Consider the following 18,009-nt stretch of genomic DNA (forward strand, 5'->3'; position numbering starts at 1 on the left):
TGAACTGGTCAAGTAATCTTGGACACCGATTAAGGTTTCACGCCACCAGCTTCTCCCTGGCGACTGGTGACCGATAGTCGTTGTAGCTATGCGGCCTGGTGATGTTGTAGCGCGATACATAGCGCTGCACATCCGCTCGGGCCTCATGTTCCGACCCGTAGCCTGCTTCTGGCACCCACTCTGATTTCAAACTTCCAAAGAAACGCTCCATCGGAGCGTTATCCCAGCATTCGCCTTTACGGCTCATGCTTTGTCGGAGTCCATGTTCCAGCAGTTCATTTCTGAATTTATGGCTGGTGTACTGGCAACCTTGGTCGGAGTGAAACAGTACGTCTTTTGGGCGACCGCGCAGTTCAATCGCCATGCGCAGGGCTTCGCAGGTCAGCGTGGCATCAGAGATCATCGAAAACGACCAGCCCACAATCCGGCGAGCGAACAAGTCCAGAACCGCCGCAAAATACAGCCAACGCTTGCCGACTTTGATGTACGTCACGTCCCCACACCACACCTGATTGACCGTCGCAACATCAAACTTGCGTTTGAGCACATGCGGTGCCACCAAAGCCTCCACGCCAGGTGACTTGTACTTATGGCGCCGGCGTTGACGGCTGACAATGCCTGCTTCTCGCATCAAGCTGCGAGCCATGAACCGCCCGACATCATGCCCGCCGGCTTGCAGCTGTTTAGCCAAGGTACGAGCGCCCGCAGACTCTCTCGACGCCCTGTGGTGCTTGACCAGCATAGCCTTGAGTTTCTCTCGCTTAGGGCTCACCTTGCCTTGGCGCTGACGCCATGCGTAAAAGCTACTGCGGTTTATTCCGAACACACGACAGCAATCGTTAACGCCGTACTGCTCGCCCAGCTCACAGATCAACGAGAGTGATCTTTGGCGTCCAAAAGCAGGAGAGCACTGGCCTTTTTTAGGATTTCGATATCCCGGTCTCTTTGCCTGAGCAAGGCTTTAAGTTCCTGGATCTCTCGCTGATCCGCGGTAATCGCCTTGGCTCCCACCGGAGTCGAGCCCAAGCGTTCCTTGCGAACTTGATCGACCCAGCGGCGCAAGGCCGTAGGGCCAATATCCAAGCTGGCACAGACCTCGGGAACCGACTGCCCCTCGTCCAGCACCATGCTGGCAGCCTTGAGTTTGAACTCACATGAATAAGATTTACGCATATCCAAACACCTCAGATTTGGACGCCATCATAGCGCCCGATTGAGGTGTCCAAAATCATTAGGCCAGTTCATTGCTCCGCCATAAGCGACAGCGATCAACGCGCCCTTTGCAATGCCAAACAAAGTGGCGCCAGCTGCGAAAACATCAGCAATAGCGATTTGCGCACTCAGTGCAACGCAATGAAGCGTTGATCAAGGATGGGCTAAGGGACAAAAAAGTCGCCCCAGTTTTACGGTCTGCCTATCCGTTTATGACCCGCGAAGCCCCCGACCTTGCGTGCTAACCTTGTCGCCAACGCCCATTCACCTCAATTTAAAGCGGTATGCGCAAGACCACAAATGACCGAATGGAGAAATCAGAGCTTCTGGGGCAAGGCGTGGATATACGCCGTGCTGGCGATTCTAATGTTGATTTCCGACGGCGCAGACCTAAGCTCGCTGGGCGACGGGGGCTCTAATCGCAAGCGGGTCTTCAGCCTCGGATTCATTGTGCTGTGCTGTTTCGTCGCGGTGATTGAATTGATAGTGCTGAACCATTTCTATGGGGCGAACGGATGAGTCGAGAGCTAAAGACCCCGGCGTCAAGCACGGCAATCCCCCAGCGTCGACGGCGCCTTATATCTGCAAAGTCACCAGCGCTGCTATCGTGCGCCCCTCTTATAGAAATGGAAGCTTCGAAGAATGGACTCATGAAAGACTCTGGCAATCGCTGTCACGGTATTGATCGGCGCCCCAGCAGTGGCCGCTGAAAATGCCAACCCTTTCGATAAAGCGCTGATGTACTCGACGTTCGTGCCAACCATCCTGGTTGCGGGGACTACCTCTCTCACGACCGATGCGCCAAAGCTTTTCACATCCTCCAAAACCGATGCCCTTGCTTTTATCGGTTCGGACGGAGAGATCCGCGGTGCCGATTTTGAACAGGCATCTCGGTACTATCGCTCGACCTACGCCGCGCCTCTTATGTCCGACATGCAACTGGCCAAGGCAATCGTGTCAGCGTACTGATAAGAAGACTTTCTCCATTGCGCGCCAACAGCGTTGCTTGCGTGCAATAAGCCTTGCGCATTTAAGTAAATGCACCGCCCCCTTTGCGTTTTCCCTAGCCGTTTGCATCCTGCGAAGGGCCGACCTCGCGTGTTAACCTTGCGCCCATCGCAAAAAATGCTGGGCCAAGCGCCCCCTTTGCCCCATCACTTTCAACGAATTTGCCTACGACCCAATGAGTAAAAACACGTCCGATCTGTCCTCCCACACCCCGATGATGCAGCAGTACTGGCGCCTGAAAAACCAGCACCCTGATCAGTTGATGTTCTATCGCATGGGCGACTTCTACGAAATCTTCTACGAAGACGCGAAGAAGGCGGCCAAGCTGCTGGATATCACCCTGACTGCGCGTGGGCAGTCGGCGGGGCAGTCGATTCCGATGTGCGGGATTCCTTACCACTCGTTGGAAGGCTACCTGGTCAAGCTAGTGAAGCTGGGCGAGTCGGTGGTGATCTGTGAGCAGATCGGCGATCCCGCGACGAGTAAAGGCCCGGTCGAACGCCAGGTGGTGCGCATTATCACGCCGGGGACGGTGAGTGATGAGGCGCTGCTGGATGAGCGTCGCGACAACCTGATCGCGGCGGTATTGGGCGACGAGCGTCTGTTCGGCCTGTCGGTACTGGACATCACCAGCGGCAACTTCAGCGTGCTGGAGATCAAGGGTTGGGAGAACCTGCTGGCGGAGTTGGAGCGTATCAACCCGGTGGAGCTGTTGATCCCGGATGATTGGCCGAAGGATCTGCCCGCAGAAAAACGCCGTGGGACAAAACGCCGTGCGCCGTGGGATTTCGAGCGGGATTCGGCGCTGAAAAGTCTGTGCCAGCAGTTCTCGGTGCAGGACCTCAAGGGTTTCGGTTGCGAAACCCTGACCCTGGCTATCGGCGCTGCCGGTTGCCTGCTCAGTTATGCCAAGGAAACCCAGCGCACCGCCCTGCCGCACTTGCGCAGCCTGCGTCATGAGCGTCTGGACGACACCGTGGTGCTCGATGGCGCGAGCCGTCGCAACCTGGAACTGGACACCAACCTGTCAGGCGGGCGTGATAACACCCTGCAGTCGGTGGTCGACCGTTGCCAGACCGCCATGGGCAGCCGCTTGCTGACCCGTTGGCTGAACCGTCCGCTGCGCGATTTGAGCGTGCTGCAAGCTCGCCAGACCTCTATTACCTGCCTGCTCGACCGCTATCGCTTTGAAAAACTGCAGCCACAGCTGAAGGAAATTGGCGATATCGAACGCATCCTGGCACGGATCGGCCTGCGCAACGCGCGGCCGCGTGACCTGGCGCGCCTGCGCGATGCACTCGGCGCCCTGCCGCAGTTGCAAGCGGCGATGACCGAATTGGACACGCCGCACCTGCAGCAACTGGCCGTCACCGCCGGCACCTACCCGGAACTGGCGGCGTTGCTGGAAAAGGCGATCATCGACAACCCACCGGCAATCATCCGTGACGGCGGCGTATTGAAGACCGGTTACGACAGCGAGCTGGACGAACTCCAGGCCCTGAGCGAAAACGCCGGGCAATTCCTGATCGACCTGGAAGCCCGCGAAAAGGCGCGCACTGGCCTGGCCAACCTTAAAGTCGGCTACAACCGCGTGCATGGCTACTTTATCGAGTTGCCAAGCAAGCAGGCCGAGTCGGCGCCGATCGACTACCAGCGCCGCCAGACTCTCAAAGGTGCCGAGCGCTTTATCACCCCTGAGCTGAAAGAATTCGAAGACAAGGCACTTTCGGCCAAGAGCCGCGCCCTGGCTCGGGAAAAGATGCTCTATGAAAACCTGCTTGAAGACCTGATCAGCCAACTGGCGCCGCTGCAGGACACGGCAGCCGCCCTGGCGGAACTGGACGTACTGAGCAACCTCGCCGAACGCGCGCTGAACCTCGACCTGAACTGCCCGCGTTTTGTCAGCGAGCCCTGCATGCGCATCGTGCAAGGTCGCCACCCGGTTGTAGAGCAGGTATTGACCACGCCATTCGTCGCCAACGACCTGTCGCTGGATGACGATACCCGCATGCTGGTGATCACGGGTCCGAACATGGGCGGTAAATCCACCTACATGCGTCAGACCGCTTTGATCGTGCTGCTCGCACACATCGGCAGCTTTGTGCCGGCGGCCAGTTGCGAATTGTCGCTGGTGGACCGCATCTTCACGCGGATTGGCTCCAGCGATGACCTGGCCGGTGGCCGTTCGACCTTTATGGTGGAAATGAGCGAGACCGCCAACATCCTGCACAACGCCACCGAACGCAGCCTGGTGCTGATGGACGAAGTGGGTCGCGGCACCAGCACCTTCGACGGCCTGTCCCTGGCCTGGGCTGCAGCCGAGCGTTTGGCGCATCTGCGCGCCTATACCCTGTTTGCCACGCACTATTTCGAGCTGACCGTGCTGCCGGAAAACGAGCCGCTGGTGGCCAACGTGCACCTTAATGCCACCGAGCACAACGAGCGCATCGTGTTCCTGCACCACGTGCTGCCTGGGCCGGCGAGCCAGAGTTACGGCCTGGCCGTAGCGCAACTGGCCGGTGTTCCCACGGAGGTGATCACCCGTGCCCGCGAGCACCTGAGCCGCCTGGAAGAAACCGCACTGCCCCACGAGCTTCCGGTGGCAAGCCCGGCCAAAGCCAGCAAAAAAGCCAGCGCGCCCCACCAGAGCGATCTGTTTGCCAGCCTGCCCCACCCAGTGCTGGACGAGCTGGCTAAACTTGACCTGGATGACTTGACGCCGCGAAAAGCGCTCGAAATGTTATATGCACTTAAGACTCGGATATAACGCAGACGCTTGCAAGCTGGTAGACTCTCGCGCGGTTTGGGATGCTGCGGGCTTTTAGCCTGGTCCGCAGACTATCGCTCCCGAACCTCGCGAGCCCTGCCACAAAGGGTTTCGCTGCCGCCGCCTGAGGAGAAAATTAGAAATGACCTTCGTCGTCACCGACAACTGCATCAAGTGCAAGTACACCGACTGCGTAGAAGTGTGTCCGGTGGACTGCTTCTACGAAGGCCCGAACTTCCTGGTCATCCACCCGGACGAGTGCATTGACTGCGCCCTGTGTGAACCTGAATGCCCGGCCGTCGCCATTTTCTCCGAGGACGAAGTCCCGGCAGAGATGCAGGAATTTATTCAGTTGAACGTCGAGCTGGCGGAAATCTGGCCGAATATCACCGAACGTAAAGACCCGATGCCGGATGCGGCAGAGTGGGATGGCAAGAAAGGTAAGATTGCGGACCTCGAACGCTGATAGCGTCGCCGCCCTCTAAAAAGGCCCCTTGCGGGCCTTTTTGCGTTTCTGGATGACGGGATTCACTTTCCTGCAGGCAAAAAAAAGGGGCGGTATGACCCGCCCACATTTTTTCCCTAGTCCCTGTATTCCTTTTCATCGTCCTGATGAATCGCATCCTGCGACGTTCCCTCAAACCATCGTTCCTTGATGGCTGTGTCAATCCGTGGACACAGGGCTGATGTTAGAGAGTTCCCTGGGAAGTTCAACGGGATGCAACGAGCCGACTGACAGATGCCAACGCTAATACCCACATAAATAGTTGTTATATTTCAACAAGATAGAAAAATCTTTCGAGCACTCGAGACCTCTACCCCCCAGGAAAAAACCCAAACACTTACGAAAAAGTAAGTGAATGCTTACAAGCGCAATTGCGAAAAAGTGTCATTGGAGACCTTGGGGTGATTTGCAGGCAAGAAAAAGCCCCGACACCGTCGAGGCTTTTTCCTTTCAATCCGCTCAGTCGTCGCTGACCGTTATCGTCGGCATTGCCGGCGCCGCCGCTTCCTGAAGGACGATCCGCGCGCCTACATGGCGGGCCAGTTCCTGGTAGATCATGGCGATCTGGCCGTCCGGCTCGGCGGCCACGGTCGGTTTGCCGCCGTCGGCCTGCTCACGAATCACCATCGACAGCGGCAACGAGGCCAGCAGCTCGACGCCGTACTGGGTGGCCAGTTTCTCGCCACCGCCCTCGCCGAACAAATGCTCGGCGTGCCCGCAGTTGGAACAGATATGTACCGCCATGTTTTCCACGACGCCCAGCACCGGGATGTTGACCTTGCGGAACATCTCTACGCCTTTTTTCGCGTCGAGCAGCGCCAGGTCCTGAGGCGTGGTGACGATCACCGAGCCGGCCACCGGGACTTTCTGCGCCAGGGTCAGCTGGATATCACCGGTGCCTGGTGGCATATCGATCACCAGGTAATCCAGGTCGCCCCAGGCGGTCTGCGTGACCAACTGCAGCAGCGCGCCGGAGACCATCGGCCCACGCCAGACCATCGGCGTGTTGTCATCGGTAAGGAAGGCCATGGACATTACTTCGACGCCCAGCGACTCGATCGGCACAAACCACTTCTGATCCTTGACCTTGGGCCGCGTGCCTTCGGCAATGCCGAACATCACGCCCTGGCTGGGGCCGTAGATATCCGCGTCGAGGATACCCACGCGCGCGCCTTCCCGGGCCAGCGCCAGGGCCAGGTTGGCGGCGGTGGTGGATTTGCCCACGCCGCCCTTGCCGGATGCCACCGCCACCACGTTCTTGACGTTGGCCAGGCCCGGGATCTGTGCCTGGGCCTTGTGCGGGGCGATCACGCATTGGATGTCGACCTTGGCCGAACTCACGCCGTCGAGGCCTTCAATGGCCATTTGCAGCATCTGCGCCCAGCCGCTCTTGAACAGCCCGGCGGCATAGCCCAGCTCCATCTGGACGGACACCTGGCCCCCCTGGACCTCGATGGCGCGTACACAGCCGGCACTGACCGGGTCCTGGTTCAAATAGGGGTCGGTGTACTGGCGAAGAACGGCTTCCACCGCTGCGCGATTGACGGCGCTCATGGGCAACTCCCGAAAAAAGACTGACTGAAACAGGCGGCTATCCTAACCGTTCCAGCGTCGTTGCGGCATGCTTTCGCGGGCAAGGAAGATTCTGAAACAGCAGCACGGGGTGAAATAAATTTCCCGGCGCTTTATAGTGGCCGACCTCCGTTTCATCAAGTAGCCGAGCCCCATGTCCGAGCCACGCAAGATCCTCGTCACCAGCGCCCTGCCCTATGCCAATGGTTCCATCCATCTTGGCCATATGCTTGAGTACATCCAGACCGATATGTGGGTGCGCTTCCAGAAGCATCGCGGCAATCAATGCATTTATGTCTGCGCGGACGACGCCCACGGTTCGGCCATCATGCTGCGCGCCGAAAAGGAAGGGATCACCCCGGAACAACTGATCGCCAATGTGCAGGCTGAACACAGCGCCGACTTTGCCGAGTTCCTGGTTGATTTCGACAACTTTCACTCGACCCACTCCGAAGAAAACCGCGAGCTGTCGAGCCAGATCTACCTGCGCTTGAAAGATGCCGGGCACATTGCCACGCGCTCGATCACGCAGTATTTCGACCCGGAAAAGAAAATGTTCCTGGCCGACCGCTTCATCAAGGGCACCTGCCCGAAATGCGGCACCGAAGACCAGTACGGCGACAACTGCGAGAAATGCGGTGCCACCTACGCACCGACCGACTTGAAGGATCCGAAGTCGGCCATCTCCGGCGCCACCCCGGTACTCAAGGACTCCCAGCACTTCTTCTTCAAGCTCCCGGATTTCCAGCAGATGCTGCAAACCTGGACCCGCAGCGGCACCCTGCAGGATGCCGTGGCGAACAAGATCGCCGAATGGCTGGATGCCGGCCTGCAACAGTGGGACATCTCCCGCGATGCGCCGTACTTCGGCTTCGAGATCCCCGGTGAGCCGGGCAAGTATTTCTACGTGTGGCTGGACGCGCCGATCGGCTACATGGCCAGCTTCAAGAACCTCTGCGACCGTACACCGGAGCTGGACTTCGATGCGTTCTGGAACAAGGATTCCACGGCCGAGCTGTACCACTTCATCGGCAAGGACATCGTCAATTTCCACGCGCTGTTCTGGCCAGCCATGCTCGAAGGTTCGGGCTACCGCAAGCCAACCGGCATCGCCGTGCACGGCTACCTGACCGTCAACGGCCAGAAGATGTCCAAGTCCCGTGGCACCTTTATCAAGGCGCGCACCTACCTGGACCACCTGTCGCCGGAATACCTGCGTTACTACTACGCCTCCAAGCTGGGCCGTGGCGTCGACGACCTGGACCTGAACCTGGAAGACTTCGTACAGAAGGTCAACTCGGACCTCGTGGGCAAAGTCGTCAACATCGCCAGCCGTTGCGCCGGTTTTATCCACAAGGGCAACGCCGGTCTGCTGGTGGCCGACAACGCCGCGCCGGAACTGACCGAAGCGTTCCTGGCGGCTGCGCCCAGCATCGCCGACGCCTACGAGGCGCGCGACTTTGCCCGCGCCATGCGCGAAATCATGGGCCTGGCCGACCGCGCCAACGCCTGGATTGCCGACAAGGCGCCGTGGTCGCTGAACAAGCAGGAAGGCAAGCAGGCTGAAGTCCAGGCGATCTGCGCCACAGGCGTCAACCTGTTCCGCCAGTTGGTGATCTTCCTCAAGCCGGTCCTGCCATTGCTGGCCGCCGACGCCGAGGCGTTCCTCAATGTCGCACCACTGACCTGGAACGACCACGCCACCTTGCTCAGCAACCATCAGTTGAACGAGTTCAAGCCGCTGATGACCCGTATCGACCCGGTCAAGGTGCAGGCCATGACCGACGCGTCCAAGGAAGACCTGGTCGCCAGCCAGACCGACACCGGCGAATCGGCTCCGGCCGGCAACGGCGAACTGGCCAAGGACCCGCTCTCCCCGGAGATCGATTTCGACGCCTTTGCCGCTGTGGACCTGCGTGTTGCCCTGATCGTCAAGGCCGAAGCCGTGGAAGGGGCCGACAAACTGCTGCGCCTGACCCTGGATATCGGTGACGAGCGACGCAACGTATTCTCCGGGATCAAGAGCGCTTATCCAGACCCGTCGAAGCTCGATGGTCGCCTGACCATGATGATCGCCAACCTCAAGCCACGGAAAATGAAGTTCGGCATCTCTGAAGGCATGGTGATGGCAGCCGGCCCTGGCGGCGAAGAGATCTACCTGCTGAGCCCTGACAGCGGCGCCAAGCCAGGCCAGCGTATCAAGTAAGCGTCTAGGCCTTTAGTGAGCGGGCCTGGTGTGGTTGGCCAGGCTTGTTGTGATTAGCCGGGCTTGTTGTGGTGAGCGGGCTTGCCCCGCGTTGGGGCGCGTAGCGGCCCTGAACCAGGCACCCAATTCTGTCTGTAGGAATGCGGCGGCCCTGATGGGGCTGCTTCGCAGCCCAACGCGGGGCAAGCCCGCTCACCACAACAGCCCTCCATAAGCTTTAAGCCACAAGCTGCAAGCTTCAAGCTAAGAGCTAAGAGCTAAGAGCTAAGAGCTAAGAGCTAAGAGCTAAGAGCTAAGAGCTAAGAGCTAAGAGCTAAGAGCTAAGAGCTAAGAGCCAGCTCGTAGCTTGTAGCTTGTAGCTTGTAGCTTGTAGCTTGTGGCTTGTGGCTTGTGGCTTGTATCTAAACGCTCTGTTTGTCCAACCGGCATGCCAATGATTACTCCATGAATCTGATTCAACGTATCGACGCGCTGCTGCCGCAAACCCAATGCGGCAAGTGCGGGCACCCGGGTTGCAAGCCTTACGCCGAGGGCATCGCGCGTGGTGAGGCGATCAACAAATGTCCGCCCGGTGGGCAGGAAACCATCGCCGGCCTGGCGCTCTTGCTGCGTGTGCCAGCGCTGGAGCTGGACACCAGCCGCGGCGAAGCCCCGGCCCAGGTTGCCTATATCCGCGAGGCCGAATGCATCGGCTGCACCAAATGCATCCAGGCCTGCCCGGTGGACGCGATTGTCGGCGCCGCCAAGTTGATGCACACCGTTATCGTCGATGAGTGCACCGGTTGCGACCTGTGTGTCGCGCCCTGCCCTGTCGATTGCATTGAGATGCGCCCAACGGCCAGCGTGTTGCCGATTGTGGGCGGCTTGGCGACCAATGAGTCCCAGCGTCATGAACGCGGCCTGAAACGCGATCGCGCGCGGCGGCGCTTTGAACAGCGCAACGCACGCCTGCAACGGGAAGAAGCCATCAAGCTCGCTGAACGCCTGGCACGGGCCAAGCGCGCCGCACCAGAGGTCCCCACGCCACCCGATGCCGCTCAGGCAGCACAAGACGCCGCGATCAAGAAGGCCAAGATCACGCTCGCCATGAGCCGCGCGCAACTGCACAAATCCTTGAAGGCATTCGGCCATCCGCCGACCTTTGAGCAGCAGTCGCAATTGATCGTCCTGCAGCAGCAGTTCGAAGCGGCGGAGCAGGCGCTGGCGGCCCTGGAGGTCACCGAGCGAGCGGCGCCGCCCGCGCAAAAAGACCCTGCGCTCAAACGCGCAAAAATCCAATTGGCGATGCGCCGCGCCGAATTGAAAAAAGCTCAGGACCTGAACGCTGACGAGCAGCAGCTGGCGACCTTGAGCGCTGCGCTGTCCAGCGCCGAGCAAGCCTTGCATGACGCCGAGATTGACAGTGAGCAGCCCCGGCCCGATTTACAGCGCGTGGAAAAGCGTCCGATCGACGCCCAACTGCGGCAGCTGAAAACGGCGCTGGCCTATGCTCGAGCCGATGTTGCCAAGCTACAACGCCAACCAGGCGTCAGTGCGGATCAACTCAAAGCCGCAGAACACGCGCTGGAGCAAGCGCAGCAGCGGGTGGACACTCACGTCGGCGCTTGACCCACTGCAGGCGACGCTGCCGTGCGCCGTGGCGATGGTTTATCCTGCTCGGGTCATCGCCCGCGGGCCCGAAGCCTGGATCCACTTTTCATACTGATGTCGACCGTTTGCAAGGAACCCACCGCCCCATGAACGCCGCAAAACGCCTGGAAATTTTCCGCAGGCTTCACGAAGACAATCCGGAACCCAAGACCGAGCTGGCCTACACCACGCCGTTCGAGTTGCTGATTGCGGTGATCCTCTCGGCCCAATCCACGGACGTTGGCGTCAACAAGGCTACGGCAAAGCTGTATCCGGTGGCGAACACACCCGAGGCGATCTACGCCCTAGGAGTGGAAGGGTTATCGGAATACATCAAGACGATTGGCCTGTACAACAGCAAGGCCAAGAACGTGATCGAAACCTGCCGCCTGCTGGTCGAACTGCACGGCAGCGAAGTACCGCAAACCCGCGAAGCCCTTGAAGCGCTGCCGGGAGTGGGCCGTAAAACCGCCAACGTGGTGCTCAACACCGCGTTCCGACAACTGACCATGGCCGTGGACACGCATATATTTCGGGTCAGCAACCGGACCGGGATTGCCCGTGGCAAGAATGTGGTGGAAGTCGAAAAGCAGTTGATGAAATTTGTCCCCAAGCCCTATCTGCTCGACTCCCATCACTGGCTGATCCTGCATGGGCGCTACGTTTGCCAGGCGCGCAAGCCTCGCTGCGGCAGCTGTCGGATCGAAGACCTGTGCGAATACAAGGAAAAAACCTCCGACGATTGAGCAATCATTGATTTTCTCGATCAGTCGATTGAAAAAATCTTTTTTACCCGCTCATGGAATATCGTTATAAGGAGCGCCAACGGCAGTCTTAGCCCGGAGTTAACCTTATGAGCACTGGCAAAGAACAACTGGAAGTGGAAGACGACCTCGTTGAGTCGGATGACGATGGGGCAGAAGCACCTGTGGCAGAGGTGGCCAAGACCAATCTGAGCAAACGCCGCACCATCGACAATCTTCTGGAAGAGCGACGCTTGCAAAAACAGTTGGCCGACTACGACTTCGACCTCTGATAGAGCCTGTAACGGCCGGAAGCCTCCTTTACGGAGGCTTTTTTGTGCCGGCACACCTGGATTGACAGCGGCCCTATACCAGACCGTTGCGTTGGGCCAACTCGATCAGGTCCACCAGCGACCGTGCATTGAGTTTGAGCAGCAAGCGTGTCTTGTAGGTGCTGACGGTCTTGTTGCTGAGGAACATGCCGTCAGCGATCTCCTTGTTGGTTTTGCCTCGGGCCAACTGTTGCAACACCATCATCTCGCGACCGGAAAGGCGCTCAACCATGTCAGCCTCGCTGGCGTTGCCCATGGTGGAGCGCACCGAGTTCAGCGCCTGGTTGGGGAAATAGCTGTAGCCCGAGAGCACCGCTTTTATGGCACTCAGCAACTCGGTCAGATCCTGCTGCTTGCACACATAGCCGGCAGCCCCCGCCTGCATGCAGCGCATCGAGAAATGGCCGGGGGCCTGCGACGTCAGCACCAGCACCTTGAACGGTGTGGCCTGCTTGGTGGACGACAGTCGGCAAATGACTTCCAGGCCGTCGAGCTTGGGAATTCCAATATCCAGTATGACAATGTCCGGCATATGCTCGCGCGCAAGTTGCAACGCATCGACACCGTTATCGGTCTCGGCAACGACCTCATAACCATGACGCTCCATTAGCATACGCACAGCAAGACGAATGACGGGATGATCATCCACGATCAGCACTTTATTCATGAGAAAGTCCAATTTCGCTGTTCGAATTATTCAGAGCAAACACAATAGCCTAGTCGTTTCCTAGTTGGCATAGCATTCACCCCCAAGTTAGAGCAACCAGAGACCCAACCCACAACCACTTCGGAATTAACCTACAAAAAAACGCCAACTCGGATGTGTCGAGATTTATGTGGCCTTTCAGACCTTTCCTGGGTCGCACATATTTTGAATGAAATATCCAACCAATAAGGGGGTTGGGGTAAACGCGGCGTACGCAACCTTCAGGAAACATCCCTTGCTTGGGGCGTAGGCATAAGCGGGCCGGCGAAAAGCGGCCGACGCCCTCAGTTCCATTTGACATATCCATTTACACTCAAAATCTCCTACAGAACTTTCATAAACGCTTAGTCAAAACACACTTACATGTGTGAATTTTCTGTAAGACATAGTTCCTAGTCAGATGTAAATAATTCGCCCCCTCCAAGAATCGACAATAAATGTTCAGGATTGAAACTTTTAACCCTTATCAGCTCGGCAACTTTAAACATTTATAAACATGAGACTGTGTTGCTTAATCGACAGGCAAAAAAAATGGCCCCTTGATAAAGGGGCCATTCTCACAACGCGTCTGACACTCAGAACAACTTGCGACCCTTGTTGGCCGCAATGCGCATGCGCAGTGCGTTCAACTTGATGAAGCCCGCAGCGTCCGCCTGGTTGTAGGCGCCGCCATCTTCTTCGAAGGTGGCGATATTGGCATCGAACAGCGACTCATCGGACTTGCGCCCGGTGACGATCACGTTGCCCTTGTACAGCTTCAGGCGCACCACACCATTCACGTGGGCCTGGGAAGCGTCGATCATCTGCTGCAGCATCAAACGCTCTGGGCTCCACCAGTAGCCGGTGTAGATCAGGCTGGCGTACTTGGGCATCAGCTCGTCTTTGAGGTGAGCCACTTCGCGGTCCAGGGTGATCGACTCAATGGCGCGGTGGGCGCGCAGCATGATGGTGCCGCCTGGAGTTTCGTAGCAGCCACGGGACTTCATGCCCACGTAGCGGTTCTCGACGATGTCGAGACGGCCGATACCGTGTTCACCACCGATACGGTTCAAGGTCGCCAGCACGGTGGCCGGGGTCATTTCGACGCCGTCCAGTGCGACGATGTCGCCGTTGCGGTAGGTCAGTTCCAGGTATTGCGGCTTGTCAGGTGCGTTCTCCGGGGAGACGGTCCAACGCCACATGTCTTCTTCGTGCTCGGTCCAGGTGTCTTCCAGCACGCCGCCTTCATAGGAGATGTGCAGCAGGTTGGCATCCATCGAGTACGGGGACTTCTTCTTGCCGTGACGCTCGATCGGGATCGCATGCTTTTCAGCGTAATCCATCAGCTTTTCACGCGACAGCAGGTCCCACTCACGCCAAGGGGCAATCACTTTGACGCCTGGCTTGAGGGCGTAGGCGCCCAATTCGAAGCGCACCTGGTCGTTGCCCTTGCCGGTAGCGCCATGGGAAATGGCGTCGGCGCCGGTTTCGTTGGCGATTTCAATCAGGCGCTTGGCGATCAGCGGACGTGCGATGGAAGTACCCAGCAGGTACTCGCCTTCGTAGACGGTGTTGGCGCGAAACATCGGGAAGACGAAATCGCGGACGAATTCTTCGCGCAGGTCGTCAATGTAGATCTCTTTCACGCCCATGGCTTGCGCCTTGGCACGTGCAGGTTCGACCTCTTCGCCCTGACCCAGGTCAGCGGTGAAGGTCACCACTTCACAGTTATAAGTATCCTGCAGCCACTTGAGGATCACCGAAGTGTCCAGGCCGCCGGAATACGCGAGAACGACCTTGTTTACGTCGGCCATGCCATCACTCCACGGGGTTGTACGGAAAGCCGTCGATTCTACCGACCAAAACCGTGAATTTACAGAGGCGCGACAGCAAATGAAGATAAAGCGACAGATTATGTCGAGTGAGCGACCGATGGTCGCATCACAGGACCGGGCTTTATGACGTGTGTGCCGGGTTGCTCGGCGCAGTAGCCTGGGGCGCCGGTTTCTCGGGAGCGGCCACGCGCTCCAGCTGAATATTCACGCGGCGGTTGCGCGCCCGGTTGGCCGCATTGGTGTTGGGTGCCAAGGGATAGCTTTCGCCGTGGAATCGCATGGTGATTTGCGACTCCTGGATGCCATTGGCCTTGAAGTAATCCATCACCGCCAACGCGCGGCGGCGCGAGACATCGCGGTTGGTGAGGCGATTGCCACTGTTGTCCGAATGCCCGTTCAACTCGATATGGTTGACGGTGGGATCCGCCTTCATGAACGCAAGAATCACCGACAGTTTTTTCTTCGCGGCCGCATCCAGCTCGATGCCGCCACCGGGGAAACCGACCTCGGTCTGCTTGACCTGATCGTAATTCATCGGCAGCAACTTGGTGGTACACAACTGATAGTCGTTGTAGGCCTTGTTGAATTTCACCGGCAACAGGCGAATTTCCGAATAGCCGCCTTCGCGCCCGTAATGCCGCACGGTCGGGCTGCGTCCTTCCAGCAAACCGGTGAACAAGCGCCCGGCCTGGGCCTGAGAGCTGTTGAACAGTACATCGCCACTGCCTGCCCGCACCGCGCCGAGGTTGATATCGCCCCGGCCCGGTTGCCAAGGGGCAGCCGCCGCCAACAACGTGGCAGAGCCCGCGCCCAGCGCGCCGCTGTAGGCTTTCAGACGAAATGTTGCCTGCTCGCCGGCGCGGCGCACGAACTCACCCGAGCCGAAATCAGTGATTGGCTGGGTCAGGCGGCACTCGAACTGATCGCCTTCCACCTTCCACTCAATGTTCTCCAGACGTGTCTGGAACGTGAGGGCCATCGCAGGCAGGCTGGCGAACACACTGAGCAGGGCTAGATAATGCTGGCGCACGGGAGGCTCCACTGGTTTCTACAACACTTCAAAGCGTCATACATCGTTAAGGCATACCTAGGGCTATCGGTTGCATCCGGCAAAACTTGATAGCGAGTGCCTGCAAGAGTCTTTTCCGGTAGCATTCCCACCAGATTGACCCGCCTGGAATCCCCAATGTCCGACCGCCTGACCCTGCTGCGTCCCGACGACTGGCATATTCATCTTCGCGATGGTGCTGCGTTGCCTCAAACCGTGGCCGATGTAGCGCGCACGTTTGGCCGCGCCATCATCATGCCCAACCTGGTACCTCCGGTGCGCAACGCCGCTGAAGCCGACGCCTATCGCCAGCGTATCCTCGCTGCGCGGCCGGCCGGCAGCCGCTTTGAACCGTTGATGGTGCTCTACCTCACCGACCGCACCCAGCCTGAAGAGATTCGCCAGGCCAAGGCCAGCGGTTTCGTGCACGCCGCCAAGCTGTATCCGGCGGGCGCGACCACCAACTCCGATTCCGGCGTGACCAGTATCGACAAGATCCTGCCGGCCATCGAAGCCATGGCGGATGTCGGCATGCCGCTGCTGATCCACGGCGAAGTGACCCGTGGTGATGTCGACGTGTTCGATCGCGAGAAGATCTTCATCGACGAGCACATGCGCCGCGTGGTCGAGCTGTTCCCGACCCTGAAGGTGGTGTTCGAACACATCACCACGGCCGATGCGGTGCAGTTCGTCACCGAGGCTTCGGCCAACGTGGGCGCGACCATCACTGCGCATCACCTGCTCTACAACCGCAACCACATGCTGGTGGGCGGGATTCGGCCGCATTTCTATTGCCTGCCGATTCTCAAGCGCAACACCCATCAGGTCGCCCTGCTGGATGCCGCGACCAGCGGTAATCCGAAGTTCTTCCTCGGCACCGACTCCGCGCCCCATGCCCAACACACCAAGGAAGCCGCGTGTGGCTGTGCCGGCTGCTACACCGCGTATGCCGCCATCGAGTTGTATGCCGAAGCGTTTGAACAACGCAACGCCCTGGACAAGCTCGAAGGTTTCGCCAGCCTCAACGGCCCGCGTTTCTACGGCCTGCCGGCGAACACCGACCGCATTACCCTGGTCCGTGAAGACTGGACCGCCCCTGCCAGCCTGCCGTTTGGCGAGCTGACTGTTATCCCGCTGCGCGCCGGTGAAACACTGCGCTGGCGCCTGCTGGAGGAAAGCAAGTGAGTGAAGACCATTACGATGACGAACACGAGCACAGTGGTGGCGGCTCCCGTCACCCGATGGCCGAGCGGTTTCGCGGTTATCTGCCGGTTGTCATCGACGTAGAGACCGGTGGTTTCAATTGCGCCACCGACGCCTTGCTGGAAATCGCCGCCACCACCATCGGCATGGATGAACAGGGTTTTGTGTTCCCGGAGCACACCCACTTCTTTCGCGTCGAGCCGTTCGAAGGCGCCAATATCGAAGCAGCAGCCCTGGAATTCACCGGGATCAAGCTCGATCACCCACTGCGCATGGCGGTGAGTGAAGAAGCGGCGCTGACCGATATTTTCCGTGGCGTGCGCAAAGCGTTGAAGGCTAATGGCTGCAAACGCGCAATCCTGGTAGGCCACAACAGCAGCTTCGACCTGGGTTTCCTGAATGCTGCCGTGGCGCGCCTCGATATGAAGCGCAACCCGTTCCACCCCTTCTCCAGCTTCGACACCGCCACCCTCGCAGGCCTGGCGTATGGCCAGACCGTACTGGCGAAAGCCTGCCAGGCAGCCGGTATCGACTTTGACGGACGCGAAGCCCACTCGGCGCGCTACGACACCGAGAAGACGGCCGAGCTGTTCTGCGGCATCGTCAACCGCTGGAAGCAGATGGGCGGTTGGGAAGACTTCAACGACTGACAGCGCGGTTGTGGCGCCCTGCTTGCTCTGATGTGGCAAGCCGGTTTGCCCTGATGTAGCAATGTGGCTGCGCTGTTGTGGTGAGCAGGCTTGCCCTGCGTTGGGCTGCGCAGCAGCCCCATTGACACCCACAGGGTTTATCAGGTAAACCGCAGGGTCTGGTTTTGGGGCCGCTGCGCGGCCCAACGCAGGGCAAGCCTGCTCGCCACAAGAGGCCTGCTCACCACGAGAGGCTTGTTCCCCACACGAAGCCTATTCACTAGAAAAAGCTTGTTCCCCACGGGGAGCCTACTCACCACAGCCTGCTTGCCTTGATGCGGCAATTTGGCTGCTCTGTTGTGGTGAGCAGGCTTGCCCTGCGTTGGGCTGCGTAGCAGACCCATTGGCACACACAGGGTTTGCCAGGTAAACCGCAGCGTCTGGTTTTGGCGCCGCTGCGCAGCCCAACGCAGGGCAAGCCTGCTCGCCACAAGAAGCCTGCTCACCACGAGGCTTGTTCCCCGCACGAAGCCTATTCAATACAAGAAGCTTGTTCCCCACGGGGAGCCTACTCACCACAGCCTACTTGCCTTGATGCGGCAATTTGGCTGCTGTGTTGTGGTGAGCAGGCTTGC

16 protein-coding genes are annotated in these 18,009 nt (G+C 58.9%); 10 read left to right on the plus strand and 6 right to left on the minus strand.

Translation table 11 applies throughout. The features are described 5' to 3' along the window. Positions 1–37: 37 nt before the first annotated feature. Both BBG20_RS21080 and BBG20_RS33235 read right to left on the minus strand, forming a co-directional pair. Positions 38–874 (minus strand): IS3 family transposase, encoded by an 837-nt coding sequence (locus BBG20_RS21080; RefSeq protein ID WP_065899479.1) that lies wholly within the window; start codon positions 872–874, stop codon positions 38–40. After that, the gene (locus BBG20_RS33235) at positions 871–1,173 is read right to left on the minus strand and encodes an IS3 family transposase (protein WP_065899480.1); all 303 of its coding nucleotides are present in this window, start codon (positions 1,171–1,173) and stop codon (positions 871–873) included. Before BBG20_RS33235 ends, BBG20_RS21080 begins: the two co-directional genes overlap by 4 nt. A gap of 339 nt (positions 1,174–1,512) precedes the next feature. Between BBG20_RS33235 and BBG20_RS21090 the strand changes: the two genes are divergently transcribed. From BBG20_RS21090 to fdxA, 4 genes are all read left to right on the plus strand, one after another. Next, positions 1,513–1,731: a hypothetical protein gene (locus tag BBG20_RS21090; RefSeq protein ID WP_065906751.1), complete on the plus strand. Its 219-nt coding sequence runs from the start codon at positions 1,513–1,515 to the stop codon at positions 1,729–1,731. A 180-nt stretch (positions 1,732–1,911) separates the two neighbouring features. Then, positions 1,912–2,181 (plus strand): DUF2388 domain-containing protein, encoded by a 270-nt coding sequence (locus BBG20_RS21095; RefSeq protein ID WP_319025203.1) that lies wholly within the window; start codon positions 1,912–1,914, stop codon positions 2,179–2,181. 214 nt (positions 2,182–2,395) lie between these two features. Next, on the plus strand, positions 2,396–4,987 hold the full coding sequence (gene mutS, locus BBG20_RS21100) for a DNA mismatch repair protein MutS (protein WP_065906753.1): 2,592 nt from the start codon (positions 2,396–2,398) through the stop codon (positions 4,985–4,987). A 142-nt stretch (positions 4,988–5,129) separates the two neighbouring features. Continuing rightward, positions 5,130–5,453 carry a ferredoxin FdxA gene (gene fdxA, locus BBG20_RS21105; protein ID WP_003208688.1) on the plus strand — a complete coding sequence of 108 codons (324 nt, stop codon included), beginning with the start codon at positions 5,130–5,132 and terminating at the stop codon, positions 5,451–5,453. Between the two features lie 498 nt (positions 5,454–5,951). Here the strand turns inward: fdxA and apbC are convergent, their stop codons facing one another. Further along, complete coding sequence (gene apbC, locus BBG20_RS21110) at positions 5,952–7,046, minus strand: iron-sulfur cluster carrier protein ApbC (RefSeq protein WP_065906755.1); 1,095 nt, start codon at positions 7,044–7,046, stop codon at positions 5,952–5,954. A 172-nt stretch (positions 7,047–7,218) separates the two neighbouring features. Between apbC and metG the strand changes: the two genes are divergently transcribed. The 4 genes from metG (at position 7,219) to BBG20_RS21130 (ending at position 11,935) form a co-directional block, all read left to right on the plus strand. Then, on the plus strand, positions 7,219–9,270 hold the full coding sequence (gene metG / locus BBG20_RS21115) for a methionine--tRNA ligase (RefSeq protein WP_065906757.1): 2,052 nt from the start codon (positions 7,219–7,221) through the stop codon (positions 9,268–9,270). 444 nt (positions 9,271–9,714) lie between these two features. Then, positions 9,715–10,878, plus strand: coding sequence for an electron transport complex subunit RsxB (gene rsxB / locus BBG20_RS21120; RefSeq protein ID WP_065906759.1), 1,164 nt, complete (start codon positions 9,715–9,717; stop codon positions 10,876–10,878). A 128-nt stretch (positions 10,879–11,006) separates the two neighbouring features. Continuing rightward, positions 11,007–11,645 (plus strand): endonuclease III, encoded by a 639-nt coding sequence (gene nth / locus BBG20_RS21125; RefSeq protein ID WP_065906761.1) that lies wholly within the window; start codon positions 11,007–11,009, stop codon positions 11,643–11,645. 107 nt (positions 11,646–11,752) lie between these two features. After that, positions 11,753–11,935 (plus strand): PA3496 family putative envelope integrity protein, encoded by a 183-nt coding sequence (locus tag BBG20_RS21130; RefSeq protein ID WP_028619066.1) that lies wholly within the window; start codon positions 11,753–11,755, stop codon positions 11,933–11,935. A gap of 73 nt (positions 11,936–12,008) precedes the next feature. Here BBG20_RS21130 and BBG20_RS21135 read toward each other — a convergent pair whose 3' ends face one another. The 3 genes from BBG20_RS21135 to BBG20_RS21145 form a co-directional block, all read right to left on the minus strand. Next, positions 12,009–12,641 (minus strand): response regulator transcription factor, encoded by a 633-nt coding sequence (locus tag BBG20_RS21135; protein ID WP_017844627.1) that lies wholly within the window; start codon positions 12,639–12,641, stop codon positions 12,009–12,011. A 614-nt stretch (positions 12,642–13,255) separates the two neighbouring features. Next, the gene (locus tag BBG20_RS21140; RefSeq protein WP_007938916.1) at positions 13,256–14,473 is read right to left on the minus strand and encodes an argininosuccinate synthase; all 1,218 of its coding nucleotides are present in this window, start codon (positions 14,471–14,473) and stop codon (positions 13,256–13,258) included. A gap of 142 nt (positions 14,474–14,615) precedes the next feature. Further along, the gene (locus BBG20_RS21145) at positions 14,616–15,524 is read right to left on the minus strand and encodes a flagellar protein MotY (RefSeq protein WP_065906763.1); all 909 of its coding nucleotides are present in this window, start codon (positions 15,522–15,524) and stop codon (positions 14,616–14,618) included. A 156-nt stretch (positions 15,525–15,680) separates the two neighbouring features. Here BBG20_RS21145 and pyrC point away from each other — a divergent pair, with 156 nt between their 5' ends. Next, positions 15,681–16,727 carry a dihydroorotase gene (pyrC, locus tag BBG20_RS21150; RefSeq protein WP_065906765.1) on the plus strand — a complete coding sequence of 349 codons (1,047 nt, stop codon included), beginning with the start codon at positions 15,681–15,683 and terminating at the stop codon, positions 16,725–16,727. Continuing rightward, positions 16,724–17,395, plus strand: coding sequence for a ribonuclease T (rnt, locus tag BBG20_RS21155; protein WP_010564138.1), 672 nt, complete (start codon positions 16,724–16,726; stop codon positions 17,393–17,395). The genes pyrC and rnt overlap by 4 nt, the downstream gene beginning before the upstream one ends. The last annotated feature ends 614 nt before the right edge of the window (positions 17,396–18,009 follow it).

Origin of the sequence: Pseudomonas aylmerensis (assembly GCF_001702265.1) — a bacterium.
In the GTDB taxonomy this organism is placed as follows: domain Bacteria; phylum Pseudomonadota; class Gammaproteobacteria; order Pseudomonadales; family Pseudomonadaceae; genus Aquipseudomonas; species Aquipseudomonas aylmerensis.